Origin of the sequence: Ferruginibacter yonginensis (assembly GCF_042651465.1) — a bacterium.
Lineage (GTDB): Bacteria > Bacteroidota > Bacteroidia > Chitinophagales > Chitinophagaceae > Ferruginibacter > Ferruginibacter yonginensis.
This window is the reverse complement of the sequence record NZ_JBHSCZ010000003.1, coordinates 14,469-28,570: the sequence shown is the minus strand read 5'-3', so window position 1 is coordinate 28,570 and position 14,102 is coordinate 14,469. Positions and strand designations below refer to the sequence as shown.

The following is a 14,102-nucleotide window of genomic DNA, read 5'->3' as shown; positions in this document are numbered from 1 at the left end:
ATTGTTTAGAAATCAACAGTAATACCTGCAATAAATGTTCTTGCTTGTGGGTAGAAACCAATATCAACACCACCACCTACTTCTGGGTCGAGGCCCGAATAATTGGTTAATGTAACTAAGTTTTGCGAACTCACATATACTTGGGTACGTTTTAAGTTAGCTCTTTGTGTAAACTTAGCAGGTATATTGTAGGCTAAACGAATATTTTTTAAACGTACATACGTAGCATCTTCAACAAAGCGATCAGACACACGATTGTTTTGGTTTGGATCGTTAAGCGTAACCCTTGGCATGCTATTGCTTGTACCAGGGCCTGTCCAACGGCCAATAATATCGTTTGAATAATTACCATTACTTACGCCACCTTCAGTATACCAACGTGTAAAGTTCAACACTTTATTTCCTTGCGAACCTTGAATAAATACTGTTAATTCAAAATTTTTGTAATTGATAGTGTTGGTAAAACCAAAAGTAAAATTAGGGTTAGCATTACCAATATTAGTACGATCAGCATCGTTAATTACACCATCACCGTTTATATCTTTGAATTTAATATCGCCAGGTGCGGTACTTGTGGTAGGGTCAGTACCTGCAGTTTGTACGGCATGTGCTTTAATTTCATCATAGTTTTGGAAAATACCTTCTGTAACGAAACCATAGAAGAAACCAGCTGGTGCACCTTGGATGGTACGTAAACTACCACCGGTAATTCTAGCAAAACCTCCATCTAAAGGAGCCGATAACCCTAAAGATGTTACTTTATTTTTATAATAACTTACAACAGCACTTGAGTTCCAAGTAATTTTTTTTGTTGAAATAACATTTGCATTGAGCGTTAAATCAATACCCCTGTTTTGCAAAGTACCAGTATTGAATGGTACTGATTCATACGTACCAGATAAAAAAGGAGGTGCTACATATAATATTAAATCTTTTGAGCGACGTTGGTATACATCTAATGCAACATTAAGTTTTCCTTTAAAAATACCTGCATCAATACCTACGTTAAGTTGTTCATTTTTTTCCCATTTAATATCTGGGTTAAATGACCTACTAGGTGCTGCCCCAGTTACTAAGCCGCCAGAACCTGAAGAATTACCAAATGTATATTGAAACCCTTGGTTAATGCCTTGTAAATAAGTAAAAGGTAGTACGTTAGGGTTACCAGTATAACCAAAGCTAGCCCTTACTTTTAAATCATCAACCCATTTTACATTACGCATAAAAGGCTCTTGCGTTAAACGCCAAGCGGCAGATACTGATGCGAAAGTGGCAAATTTATTTTTGGGTGCAAAATTAGAGGAACCATCCCTCCTTAAAGAAATAGCAAAAAAACCTCTGTTGTCATAATCATAGTTAAGTCTACTTATATATGAGATTAAGCGATTACCAACACCATCTTCAGCACTATTACTAATTTGAGCAATAGTAGTTGGGTTAAATACTTGCCCGTTTAAAACTGGTATTTGTTGTGTAAAATTGCCTGCTCTGCTGGCATTCACATATGAATACCTATTTTCTTGAAAAGTATAACCTCCCAACGCAGTTACTTTATGTTTATTGGCAAAGTTTTTTTCATAAGTAAGTGTATATTCGGCTAAATAATCAGGATTAAAAGATTTACCTACACTATAACTTGTTTCTAGGAAAGGGCGACCACCTGATGAAGGTGTAGCTGGACGAAAATTATTATTTTCTTGATAACCGAAATCGCCACCAAATATAGCTTTAAACTTCAAACTTTTTACGATATCTATTTCAGCAAAAATATTACCCGAAACACGATATTTTACAAATTTGTTTTTAGGTACTTCTAACTGATATATTGGGTTAGGTTCGCTAAAACCATCAATATTACCATTACCACCTGCATAGCTACCATCCGCATTACGAGGTGAAACTGTTGGTGGTGTTGTTAGGGCTAGTAATACAACGCTATTAAATGGGTTATAAGTATCTGCACCATATTCAATAAACTTGTTCATGGTAAGAGAGTTACCCACTTTGATACGGTTGTTTACTTTAATGTCGCCATTGAAGCGAAGGTTAAAACGTTCAACATCAGTTTTGTAAATAATACCATCTTGCTTAAAATAACCTGCAGTAAAGTAGTAATTAGCTTTATCAGATCCGCCATTGGCAGATAAAGTAACACTTTGCATCGCAGCTTTTCTGAATATTTCGTTTAGCCAATTTGTACCTTGTCCATATTGACGCTCAACAGCATCAGGATCAGCTAATTTTGGTATAATTGGACGGCCACTAGCAATATTAGCTTCACTATTAATGATGGCGTATTGTTTTGCATTTAACATGGTTGGTAACTGCCATGCATCTTGAATACCTCTGTAAACATCAACCGTTAAGCCTGATCTTCCGGCTTTACCTCTTTTTGTAGTGATAATAACAACACCATTTGCCCCCCTTACACCATAAATAGAAGCAGCGGCTGCATCTTTCAATACATCTATTGATTCAATATCTCCTGTACCAAAGGAGTTTAAAATATTATCAGCACCTTGGTCTGGTAAGGGATAACCATCTAACACAATTAAAGGGTTGTTGGTACCTGTTAAAGAAGAAATACCTCTGATACGGATGGCCGTACCACCTGTACCACCTGGAGCACCACTGTTTTGAACAATGGTTACACCAGCTACTTTACCTTGCAATGCTTGGGCAGCATCAGCAACTGGTAATTTTGCAATTTCTTTTGCTCCAACTGTTGATATTGAAGTTGAAATTTCTTTACGTCTTTTAGAACCGTACCCTATTACTACTACTTCATCTAAGCCTTTACCTTGCTCATCCATCAGTGCATTAATGGTCGTTTCTTTTGAAATTCGATACGTTAATGGTGAAAATCCGGTAAAAGAGATTGAGATTGTGGTTCCTTTTGGAACACTTAGGGAGAAATTACCCTTGGCATCGGCCAGCGTAGATGTGGTTGTTTTTTCTGCAATTACAGTTGCGCCGGCTAGTGGTTCACCGGTGGCCTTATTTTTTACACTTCCGGTAACAGCTACATTTTGTGCTACGGCTTGGGTAATAAAACTTGCCAGAAAGATACTCACACATAATAATGTGAATTTAAATTTCATAAATCGTGTTTTGGTTAGTGAATAAATACCTTGGTCTTGGAAACATAAAAGTATTTCTTAATAAACCCACCAACAAATAATGTAGCACTACAATACTACATCATACAACACAAAAACTAGCTATTTAAGCTTAAAACCACTACATCAATACTACATCAATTAAAAATTTATTACCTTCAAACTCGAATTAACAAAAACATAATGAGGTTATTGATATTACTTTTAGTCGCACCTTTTGTTTCTTTCAGCCAAAACACTATTGGCTTACCAGATGTACTAAATTACTCCAAACAAACCTATGGAGCTGGGCTCCAAAATTGGGATATTCAACAAGATAAAAATGGGATCATTTATATCGCAAACAATGAAGGATTACTCACTTTTGATGGTAAATATTGGAATAATTATGCTTTACCTCAAAAAAGTAACGTACGTTCTGTTGCGATAGGTGTCGACAATAAAATATATGTTGGTGGGCAAGATGAGTTCGGCTATTTCTCTCCCGATAGTGCTCATTTACTTAAATTTCACTCACTTACGCATTTAATTCCAAATAAAGATCGCTCTTTTGGTGATGTTTGGGATATTGTGAACTACCAAAAAGGCATTTATTTTAGAACAATCAATAAAATATTTAAAATTGAAAACCAACGTTGTGAAGTATTTGAAGCGCCTTACGAATGGGCTTATTTAGGCGTTTGTAATGGCAAACTGTATGCACATGATTTTCAAAAAGGACTTTTACAATTTGAAAATTACCAATGGAAAACGCTGGCCACAATTAACATACTCCCTACCAATAACCCTGTAACTGCTATTTTAAGTTTACCAAATAACGAGGCAATAATAACTACCCTAAAAGGCGGCTTTTTTAAATTGAATAGTTTTAACAGCATTAGCCAAACTAACTTTAATAATAGTAATTTATTTGCAAGTGAAAGGGTGTATAACGCAACCAAAATAAATGATAAATGGATTGCTTTAGCTACCAATAATAGTGGTATTTACATTACGGATCATCAAGGCAATATTATTCAAAGTTTTTCAAAAAAAGAAGGGCTTCAAAACAACAACGTTCTCAGCATTTTTCTTGATAACCAACAAAATATTTGGTTGGGGTTAGATAATGGTATTGATTTAATATCATACAACAGCGCTATTAAACAAATTAATCCTTCAACTCAAGATGGATCTGGCTATGCCGCTAGTATTTTTAATAATAACTTATACATAGGTACATCAAACGGTTTATACCAAGTTACTTTACAATCCCTCACAGATTTAAGTTTTAGTAAAGGTAATTTTAGTGAAGTTACCTCAGTAAAAGGACAAGTTTGGGCCATTAACAATATCAATAATCAATTATTATTAGGCCACCACGAAGGAGCATTTACTGTTAATGCCAATACAGCGTTACCTATTACAAACAGCTATGGTTTTTGGAATTTTATACCAGCCAGCAATAATACCAATAGTAATATAATTGCTGCAGGTAATTATAAAGGGGTTGATTTTTTTGAAAACCAACAAGGCCGTTTTGTACCTATAGGTAAGGTTAACAATTTCAATGAATCATCTCGTTACATTGCAATTGATAAAAATGATGACATTTGGGTATCGCATCCCTACCATGGCATTTACAAACTCATTAAAAACTACAATTATAAGGTTGAAAGTTTTACAACTAAAAATGGTTTACCATCTAACCTCAACAATTTTATATTTAAAATTAAGAATGAAATTGTGGTAGCTACTGAAAAAGGTATTTTTCAAATAAATAGCCAAAATTTGTTTGAACCACACACCTATTTTCAAAAAATACTAGGCAACCAAAGCATTCGTTATTTAAAAGAAGATAATAATGGCAATATTTGGTTTATTCATGAAAAAACTTTGGGGGTAATAGATGTTAATGGCAAACAACCACAGGTTATTTATATACCAGAGTTAAACAACAAGTTATTGAGTGGCTTTGAGTGTATTTATCCTGTTAATGAAAACAATATTTTTTTAGGTAGCGAAAAAGGTTTCATTCATTTAAACTATCAAAAATACAAACAAAATACGCCTGCCTTACAAGTTCAAATAAGAAAAGTAAAAGTAACATCTACAGAAGAAACATTGCTATTTGGTGGTTTTTTTAATGACATCAATGCACTACAATTACAAGATGAAAACGATATACCTACCATAAAAGATGGATGGAAAGCCATGCAAATTCAATACACGGCAACGCTATTTGGCAACCAATCAAATTTGCAATATAGTTATCGTTTAAAGGGGTTCGACAATAGCTGGTCTGAATGGCTCAATCGTACAGAAAAGGAGTATACCAATTTACCTGCAGGCTCATATACATTTGAAGTAAAAGTTCGTAACAACTTAGGTAAAGAAAGTGATATTGCTAGCTACAGGTTCAAAATATTACCACCATGGTACCAAACTATTTGGGCAAGGTTATTTTATTTGTCATTATTTTTTGGTGCAGTTTACTTACTATTTAAATGGCAAAATAAAAAGTTTAAACAGCAACAATTAAAGTTTGAAGAAGAGCAAAAAAAATTATTATATATACACGAGCTTGAACTTAGTAAAACAGAAAGTGAACTAGTAGCCTTACGTAATGCAAAATTAGAAGCTGAAATAAATTTTAAAAATGCTGAGTTAGCATCATCAGCAATGCATTTGGTAAAAAAAGGTGAACTATTATCAAAAAGCAAAATTGAATTGGCTAGTGTAATGAAAACTGTTGATAACCCTCAAGCTGTTGCAGAATTGAAGCGAATGATAAAAACTTTGAGTGATGACGATAAAATAGATAAAGAATGGGAAAGCTTTGCCAAACATTTTGATAAAGTACACAGCGATTTTTTAGTGGCTTTAAAACAAAAGCATCAAAATATTACTCCAAATGAGTTGAAGTTATGTGCCTACTTAAGAATGAATTTAACAACCAAAGAAATTGCACAATTATCAAACATATCAGTAAGGGGTGTTGAAATTGGTAGATATCGTTTGCGAAAGAAATTACAAATACCTACAGAATTGAGTTTGTTCGATTACCTCATGAGTATAAAAATTAATGATATGCCTCAATCGTAATTGCCTAAAGCGTTAATATATAAGTCTTTTACTTTTTTACGAGCCCAAGGTGTTTTTCGTAAAAACTTGAGTGACGAATTAATACTTGGGTTTATTTTAAAACAATTGATATTGATGATTTGCCCCAACTCATCCCAACCAAAATGATGTACTAAAGCAGTTACAATAGCTTCTAGTGTTTTGCCGTGAAGTGGGTTATTTGGTTGCATATTAATTAATGTTATTTTTTTGATGTTCAATAATTTTTACTGTAACCCTAAGTTGCCCTAAATGACGCATGGTGTGCTCTGCCCCATGTACCAATAAACCAATAACAGTTGAAGGTAATTGCTGCCTACCCACACCTCTTGCTTCAGTTAAGGTATCAATATCAGTTTGTTTTAATTGAGCAATTGCTAGGTCAACTTGCTTATAAAATCTTTCTAACAATAGCATGGTTGTAACACCAGCTTGAGGTGCAATATCTTCATCGTATAATTGTTGAAATTGCTCATCTGATAATGGTAAGCCTTTAGCATAAGTAAATACCCTATCTAACACACCAGCTAAATGTTGTAAATGAAAAGCTGGCGATGCTACATTTGCAGGCCGTTTCCACAACCATGCATCATCGAAGTTTATAAAAAGTTCTTTTAATTCTTCTCTTGCTTGTAGTAATGCATGTGCAACTGGTTGCAATAAGGCTGGTACTTCAGCAATAGGACCACGTTGCCAAACTTCTAAAGGGTTATTCATCATAAAAATTTTTGAACATAGTAAAGGCTTTCAATGAATGAAAGCCTTTACTAAATATTGTGGAGAATAGCGGGTTCGAACCGCTGGCCTCTTGCATGCCATGCAAGCGCTCTACCAACTGAGCTAATTCCCCTTGTAAAATCTATTACAAATATATGGTGTAACAATACATAAAAAAATACCCTGAAATTGATCAGGGTATTTTTTGAATTTTATTAAATTTAATCACCCCACACTTCATCCTTACCTTCTAACCATTTTTTTACTAAATCGTTGGTGATTGATTTTGGACGTTCTAATGGGAAACCAAAGGCTCTATCCCAACACAAACTAGCCAATACACCTAGTGCTCTTGATACACCAAAAAGTACTGTATAAAACTCATACTCCACCATACCATAGTGTACTAATAATGCACCACTGTGAGCATCAACATTAGGCCAAGGATTTTTAATTTTTGCTTTGCTACCTAAAATAGGTGGCACAGCTTCGTAAATATTCCATACGGTTTGTACCAATGTATCATCAGCCATATGTTTTTTACCAAATTCCATTTGTGCTGTAAAACGTGGATCTGTTTTTCTCAAAACGGCATGTCCGTAACCTGGTACTACTTTACCTTCACTTAATGTTTTTTCAACATAAGCTGTAATTTGCTCTTTGGTAGGCGAATCAGTTCCAATTTGTTCACGTAATTCAAAAATCCACTTTATTACTTCTTGGTTAGCTAAACCGTGTAATGGACCAGCCAAACCGTTCATACCAGCTGCAAAACTTAAGTAAGGGTCACTCAATGCAGAACCAACTAAGTGTGTAGTGTGTGCCGATACGTTACCACCTTCATGGTCAGCATGTATGGTCATATACAAACGCATCAATTCTTTAAACCCTTCATCTTCATAACCCATCATATGAGCAAAATTACCTGCCCAATCTAGCAATCCATTTGGTTGAATGTGATCACCATTTTTATATTTTCTTCTGTATATGTATGCAGCAATACGTGGTAGTCGGGCAATTAAATCCATTGAATCATCAAAGGTTGCTTCCCAATAATCTTTTTTGTTCATGCCTTTTGCATAACGCTTTGCAAACTCACTCTCTGTTTGTAATGCCATAATAGCCACTACAAATTGGGTCATTGGGTGCGTACTAGCAGGTAAAGCTTCAATGGTTGCAAATACATGGTTAGGCACATGGCTGCGACGTTGCCATACACTGGTTAAATGATGTACATCATCTTCAGTTGGTAAATCACCTACTAACATTAAATAGAACAACCCTTCTGGCAAAGGCTCTGAACCGCCTGGTGCTTTTGGTAGTTTTTCTTGTAACTCTGGTATGGAGTAACCTCTAAAACGAATACCTTCTTGTGCATCTAACAATGAAGTTTCAGTAACCAAACCAGTAATCCCCCTCATGCCTTGATAAACTTGCGCTAAGGTTACTTCACCAATTTTTTTATCGCCATGCTCTTTGAGCATTTCTTTCATTTCAGCACCAACTTTGTCTGATTTTTCTTTGAACCTGTCTTTTATAATACCCATTTGTTATAGAATTATGTATGTAAAAGAATTTTTGAAGTTGAATTATTTAATAATTGAAATGACTCACAATTGTAGAAAAGTGAACCAATGCATTAATAAAAAACTCAATGCCTTAAAATTACGATGCTAATTTTTGGTAAACAAATCATTTGAAAAATAAAATAAAATTTTTCGTAAATGATAACATTTAATTTTATGGAGCTATGTTGTTGGTTGTTTCAATATTACTTTGCAGCACGTCTGTACAATACAAAAGCTAATATACCAAACAAAATATTGGGTAACCAAGCAGCTAAAAATGGGGTAAAATTTCCTTTGGTGGCAAACACCACTGAAAAGCGACTGAACAAAATATATGTCATACTTAATACCACACCAATAGCAATATGGGCACCACTACCCCCTCTAACTTTTCGTGATGCTAGTGTTGCGCCAATAATGGTTAAAATGATTACAGAGGCCGGTATAGCATCTCTATTATAACGCTCAACTAATAATGTACTGAGCATATCTGAACCTCTCACTTTTTCTCTTTTAATAAACTCATTGAGGTCGCTTGTAACCATTTGATCTTTCAAATAATTATCCCTACGTAAATCAATAGGTTTAAAATTATAATTGGCAAACTTTTCAGGTGTATTTACAACAAGCTCATCAATTGGTTGTATGGTACGTTCTGTAACTTCAACCAAGCGCCATTTATTTTTAGCCGTATCCCAATTAAAATTAGCAGCCCTTAAATTGAACAATAACTGATTGCCTTTGAATTTTTGATAGAAGAAACCGTTTCCTGTTTTTGAAATGGTATCATAACCACGTATACCTACATAACTATCTTTATCAATTTTAAAATATAAATTTTGTTTGTAAGATGTATTTTTTAAACCTTCAGCAGTATTTACATCAATGTATTTTTTTTCAAAATCGCCCCATTTTTTATTAGCATTAGGCACCACGTATTGATAGCCTAGCCATAGCAAACTTGCCAAAATAAAACCGCCAGCTAAAAACGGCATCAAAAACCTACGAAATGTTACACCACTGCTTAAAATGGCAATAACTTCGGAACGACCAGCCATTTTTGATGTAAAAAATATAACTGAAATAAATACAAATAATGGAAATAGCAATGCATCAATTCGAGGAATAAAACCAAAATAGTAATCAACCATTATACGATAGGCCGATAGTTGTGATTTGGTGAAGTCATCTGTTTTTTCGCTAATATCAACCACTACCACAATTGCAGTAAACAAAATAATACAGAAGAAAAATGTAGTAAGGTATTTACTTAGTATATACTTATCAAGTAGCTTCATAAAGTGCGAAAGTTACAACTGATTTTTATAAATTTTGATAGGTATTTCGTTAATTATTGTAATACTATTCTTTTGCGATGGCTTGGGCTGCAATCCAACTGGTTGTCCATGCGTTTTGAAAATTGAAACCACCAGTTACACCATCTATATTAATAACTTCCCCAGCAAAAAACAACCCTGTATGTAACTTACTCTGCATTGTATTTACATCTATTTCATCAGTAATTACACCACCTGCTGTAACAAACTCTTCTTTAAAAGTAGTTTTACCTTTCACTGCAAATTCATGTGCACATAAATTTTTTATGAGTTTGTTTTGTTCTTTCGATGGTAAATCTGCCCAGCGAATATCATCTTTAATAGCTGTTGTTTTTAATAGATATTCCCATAACCTCGATGGTAACCCAAATGGATTTCTATTTTGAATTTTTTGGGTTGCTAATTCAAAACGTAATTTCAAAAATTGATCTCTTAATGTATTTTCATTGTACGAAGGCAACCAATTAACGATAGCAGTGAAATCATAATTTTTTTCTGCCAATAATAAAGCGGCATGTGCTGATAATTTTAATATTGCAGGGCCACTCATACCCCAATGTGTAATAAGTAAAGGGCCATCACTTATATATTTTTCGCCAATAATTTTTACCTGAACTTGTTCTACCGTTAAACCCATTAAAGCAGTAATGGCATTACCTGGCATATTAAATGTAAATAAAGATGGTACAGGTGGAGCAATGGTATGCCCGAGTTTAGACAACCAATTAGTTTGTGACAATTTGGGAGCACCACCGGCTGCTACGCAAACATAATCTGTGGTAATATTTTGTGATGTGGTGGTTTCAATAACCCATTGTGTATCAACTTTACGAATAGCTGCAACATCGCAATTCATTTGTATTTGAACTTTATACTTAATGGCTTCATCTAGCAAACAATCAATAATAGTTTGCGAATTATTGGTGGTAGGAAACATGCGACCATCAGCTTCGGTTTTTAACTGTACACCCCTGTGTTCAAACCATTGAATAGTATCTGTAGTAAAAAAATGATGAAAAGCTTTTTTCAGAAAACTAGCACCTCTTGGATATTTCTTCACCATATCTGCAATGCTAAAACAAGCATGCGTAACATTGCAACGGCCACCGCCACTTACTTTTACTTTACTTAAAAGCTTCGATGATTTTTCTACGATGGTAACCTGTAGCTGAGGATTCAGCCTTGCAGCATTTACTGCACAAAAAAAGCCTGCAGCACCTCCTCCTATTACAACCAGTTTTTTTTGCTGCATATGCTAGTTTATGAATGACTCCAAAATAAATTAGGGTTAGCTTTTTCTGCTGCCTCAATAGCTTCGAATGAACTCAAAATATCAGGACCATTTTTAGTAACATGTACATCATGCTCAAAATGGGCTGAAGGTTTACCATCTTTTGTCAAAATGGTCCAACCATCTTCTAAGTGAACTACTTCTTTTACACCCATATTTATCATCGGCTCAATTGCCAACACCATTCCTTCTTTTAATTTTTCTTTTGTACCTCGTTTACCATAATTAGGCACTTGAGGATCTTCATGCATACTTCTACCCAAACCATGGCCCACTAAATCTCTTACCACACCATATCCATGCTTCTTTTCAGTATACTCTTGAATAGCAGCACCAATATCACCAATACGATTGCCTGCTCTTGCTTTTTCTATACCGATGTATAACGACTCTTTAGTAACCCTTAGCAATTGCTGAACATCAGCAGCAATAGATCCAATAGCGTAGGTATATGCACTATCACCATGAAAGCCATTTTTATAAATACCAATATCTAATGAAATAATGTCACCATCTTTAAGCGGTACATCAGTTGGGAAACCGTGTACCACTGCAGCATTAACTGATATACAAGTTGCGTATGGGTACCCATGGTAGTTTTTGAAAGACGGTGTGCCGCCATTATCTAGTATAAAGGTTTCAACAACTTTATTAATGTAATGCGGCGTTATACCTGCTTTTAATTCTTTAGCTATAACAGCATGCGCTTCGCCAACTAATAAGCAGCTATGGCGCATGATTTCAATTTCTTCTTTAGATTTTATATGAATCATAAAATGGTTAATTAAAACAAACCCTGACGTTTGTGACGCCAGGGCTGTTAATCATTTAATTAGTTTTATACTACATTCCTGATGGAACAGCTTGTCTGCCCTGCATTCTACCACTACTCATTAAGCCATCATATTGACGCATTAGTAATTGCGTTTCTATTTGTTGTAATGTATCTAAAACAACCCCAACCATAATTAGTAATGATGTACCACCAAAGAAGGTAGAGAAGTTTAATTGCATTTTGAATACTAATTGGAACAAACCTGGTAAAATACCTACCAATGCTAATAAAATAGCACCTGGCAAAGTAATTCTATCCATAATAGTACCAATATAATCAGCAGTTGGTTGACCAGGCTTAACACCAGGAATAAAACCATTGTTACGCTTTAATTCATCAGCCATTTGCTTAGGGTTGAAAATTAAAGCCGTGTATAAGAAAGTAAAGGCAATAACCGCAACTGAATAAATAATCATATACCAAACGTTGGTATGATCACTTAAAAATGCTTTTGAAGAACTGTTACCTAAACCAACTATAAAACCGATAAAGAATAAAATAGCTTGAGCAAAAATGATAGGCATTACACCTGCTGCATTCACTTTTAAAGGTAAAAAGTTACGAGCGCCACCAAACTGACGATTGCCTACAATTTGCTTTGCATAATTTACAGGAACTTTACGTGTACCTTGTACCAACATAATTAATCCCATAATAATAGCAATCAAGAAAACAAATTCAATTAATAACAATAACAAACCACCTGCACCCATGGTAATACGAGAATTAAATTCTTCTCTGATAGCTTGTGGGAGACGAGCTAAAATACCAACCATGATGATGATTGAAGTACCATTACCTAAACCTTTGTCAGTAATTTTTTCACCTAACCACATTACGAATAATGTACCTACTGTTAAAATAACTACTGTAGAAATCCAGAAGAAGCTACCATAAGCAGGTATTAAAGCTTCTGCATTTCCTGGGCTCTTTAAATAACCAATGTATGCTGCCGCTTGAAAAGCTGTTACAGCAACAGTTAAGTAACGAGTCCATTGATTGATTTTTTTTCTACCACTTTCACCTTCTTTTTGCACTTTAGCCATTTGAGGTACTAAAATGGTCATCAATTGCATAAAAATTGAAGCTGAAATATAAGGCATAATACCTAATGCGAATATAGAAGCTTTAGAAAAAGCGCCCCCCACAAAAGCATCTAACAAACCTAGCATACCACCTTTAGAGTTGTTACTTAAGTTTGCTAATTGGTTAGGATCAATACCAGGTAATACGATAAAAGAGCCAAGTCTGTAAATAAATAACAAGCCTAGTGTGAAAACTATTTTGCTACGTAATTCCTCTATGCTCCAAATATTTTTAAGTGTAGTTATAAACTTCTTCACTGAATTAATGTCGGTTTTTGTGATGCACTAAAAAGAAAAAAACGCATATTTAAATGCGTTAACAAATATCGGTAAATTATTTCACTATTTCAACAGTACCGCCTGCTGCTTCAATAGCAGCTTTAGCTTTTTCGCTAACTGCGTTTACTTTAAAAGTGTATTTACCAGTAATTTCGCCATTTGCTAAAATTTTCACTAAATCATTTTGGCCTATTAAACCATTGATGTATAAATTTTGCAAACTAAATTCAGTGATACCATATTTTTCTGCATAGTGATCAATTTTACCTAAGTTGATAGCTTTGTATTCTACACGATTAATATTTTTGAAACCACGTTTTGGTATTCTACGTTGAATAGGCATTTGACCACCTTCAAAAGCTTTTTTGCTTTTGTAACCAGCTCTACTTTGACCACCTTTGTTACCTTTTGTAGAGGTACCACCTTTACCACTAGCTTCACCACGACCAATTCTTTTTTCTTTATGCGTTGCGCCTTTTGCAGGCTTTAGAGTATGTAAATTCATGTTGCTTTTATTTTAAACTTACGCCCCGAAAGCATTCGGGGCTCGCTTTTGTTAATGTATAATTTGTTGAGACTATTAAGCTTCTTCTACTTTTACAAGGTGGCTCACTTTTGTGATCATACCTAAAATTTGAGGAGTAGCTTCTTTTTCTACTGTGCTATGCATTTTTTTTAAACCCAATGCTTCCATCGTTCTTTTTTGGCGTTCAGAACGGTCGATTACACTTTTTACTTGGGTTACTTTAATTTTTTTCATCACTAAGAA

11 protein-coding genes and 1 tRNA gene are annotated in these 14,102 nt (G+C 34.6%); 1 reads left to right on the top strand and 11 read right to left on the bottom strand.

What is annotated here, in order from left to right:
* Positions 1-5 precede the first annotated feature (5 nt).
* Positions 6-3,101, bottom strand: coding sequence for a SusC/RagA family TonB-linked outer membrane protein (locus ACFOWM_RS11975; protein WP_379710406.1), 3,096 nt, complete (start codon positions 3,099-3,101; stop codon positions 6-8).
* Positions 3,102-3,302: 201 nt separating this feature from the next.
* Here ACFOWM_RS11975 and ACFOWM_RS11970 point away from each other — a divergent pair, with 201 nt between their 5' ends.
* Positions 3,303-6,203 (top strand): ligand-binding sensor domain-containing protein, encoded by a 2,901-nt coding sequence (locus ACFOWM_RS11970; RefSeq protein ID WP_379710404.1) that lies wholly within the window; start codon positions 3,303-3,305, stop codon positions 6,201-6,203.
* On the opposite strand, the gene ACFOWM_RS11965 is transcribed toward ACFOWM_RS11970, so the two are convergent.
* The 10 genes from ACFOWM_RS11965 to rpmD all read right to left on the bottom strand — a co-directional run bounded on the left by ACFOWM_RS11965 (position 6,194) and on the right by rpmD (position 14,093).
* Entirely contained in the window at positions 6,194-6,412 is a 219-nt protein-coding gene (locus ACFOWM_RS11965) for a VF530 family protein (protein WP_379710402.1), read from the bottom strand. The genes ACFOWM_RS11970 and ACFOWM_RS11965 overlap by 10 nt on opposite strands.
* A gap of 1 nt (position 6,413) precedes the next feature.
* Positions 6,414-6,941 carry a DinB family protein gene (locus ACFOWM_RS11960; protein WP_379710400.1) on the bottom strand — a complete coding sequence of 176 codons (528 nt, stop codon included), beginning with the start codon at positions 6,939-6,941 and terminating at the stop codon, positions 6,414-6,416.
* A 57-nt stretch (positions 6,942-6,998) separates the two neighbouring features.
* Positions 6,999-7,071: transfer RNA gene (locus ACFOWM_RS11955), tRNA-Ala, on the bottom strand.
* A gap of 88 nt (positions 7,072-7,159) precedes the next feature.
* Positions 7,160-8,485, bottom strand: a complete 1,326-nt coding sequence (locus ACFOWM_RS11950; RefSeq protein WP_379710398.1) for a citrate (Si)-synthase, eukaryotic — start codon at positions 8,483-8,485, stop codon at positions 7,160-7,162.
* A gap of 224 nt (positions 8,486-8,709) precedes the next feature.
* A complete protein-coding gene (locus ACFOWM_RS11945; RefSeq protein ID WP_379710396.1) occupies positions 8,710-9,804 on the bottom strand; it encodes an LptF/LptG family permease in 1,095 nt (364 codons plus the stop codon).
* A gap of 64 nt (positions 9,805-9,868) precedes the next feature.
* Positions 9,869-11,095: a BaiN/RdsA family NAD(P)/FAD-dependent oxidoreductase gene (locus ACFOWM_RS11940; RefSeq protein ID WP_379710393.1), complete on the bottom strand. Its 1,227-nt coding sequence runs from the start codon at positions 11,093-11,095 to the stop codon at positions 9,869-9,871.
* An 8-nt stretch (positions 11,096-11,103) separates the two neighbouring features.
* Complete coding sequence (gene map, locus ACFOWM_RS11935) at positions 11,104-11,907, bottom strand: type I methionyl aminopeptidase (RefSeq protein ID WP_379710391.1); 804 nt, start codon at positions 11,905-11,907, stop codon at positions 11,104-11,106.
* Positions 11,908-11,977: 70 nt separating this feature from the next.
* Complete coding sequence (gene secY, locus ACFOWM_RS11930) at positions 11,978-13,312, bottom strand: preprotein translocase subunit SecY (RefSeq protein WP_379710389.1); 1,335 nt, start codon at positions 13,310-13,312, stop codon at positions 11,978-11,980.
* Positions 13,313-13,388: 76 nt separating this feature from the next.
* A complete protein-coding gene (gene rplO / locus ACFOWM_RS11925) occupies positions 13,389-13,838 on the bottom strand; it encodes a 50S ribosomal protein L15 (protein ID WP_379710387.1) in 450 nt (149 codons plus the stop codon).
* 75 nt (positions 13,839-13,913) lie between these two features.
* A complete protein-coding gene (rpmD, locus tag ACFOWM_RS11920) occupies positions 13,914-14,093 on the bottom strand; it encodes a 50S ribosomal protein L30 (RefSeq protein WP_379710385.1) in 180 nt (59 codons plus the stop codon).
* Between the last annotated feature and the right edge of the window lie 9 nt (positions 14,094-14,102).

Bases quoted from the DNA above. Each gene is read 5' to 3' on its own strand.
- ACFOWM_RS11960 (WP_379710400.1), bottom strand. From the start codon at position 6,941: ATGATGAATAACCCTTTAGAAGTTTGGCAACGTGGTCCTATTGCTGAA.
- map (WP_379710391.1), bottom strand. From the start codon at position 11,907: ATGATTCATATAAAATCTAAAGAAGAAATTGAAATCATGCGCCATAGC.
- ACFOWM_RS11965 (WP_379710402.1), bottom strand. From the start codon at position 6,412: ATGCAACCAAATAACCCACTTCACGGCAAAACACTAGAAGCTATTGTA.
- ACFOWM_RS11975 (WP_379710406.1), bottom strand. From the start codon at position 3,101: ATGAAATTTAAATTCACATTATTATGTGTGAGTATCTTTCTGGCAAGT.
- ACFOWM_RS11945 (WP_379710396.1), bottom strand. From the start codon at position 9,804: ATGAAGCTACTTGATAAGTATATACTAAGTAAATACCTTACTACATTT.
- ACFOWM_RS11940 (WP_379710393.1), bottom strand. From the start codon at position 11,095: ATGCAGCAAAAAAAACTGGTTGTAATAGGAGGAGGTGCTGCAGGCTTT.
- ACFOWM_RS11950 (WP_379710398.1), bottom strand. From the start codon at position 8,485: ATGGGTATTATAAAAGACAGGTTCAAAGAAAAATCAGACAAAGTTGGT.
- rpmD (WP_379710385.1), bottom strand. From the start codon at position 14,093: ATGAAAAAAATTAAAGTAACCCAAGTAAAAAGTGTAATCGACCGTTCT.
- ACFOWM_RS11970 (WP_379710404.1), top strand. From the start codon at position 3,303: ATGAGGTTATTGATATTACTTTTAGTCGCACCTTTTGTTTCTTTCAGC.
- rplO (WP_379710387.1), bottom strand. From the start codon at position 13,838: ATGAATTTACATACTCTAAAGCCTGCAAAAGGCGCAACGCATAAAGAA.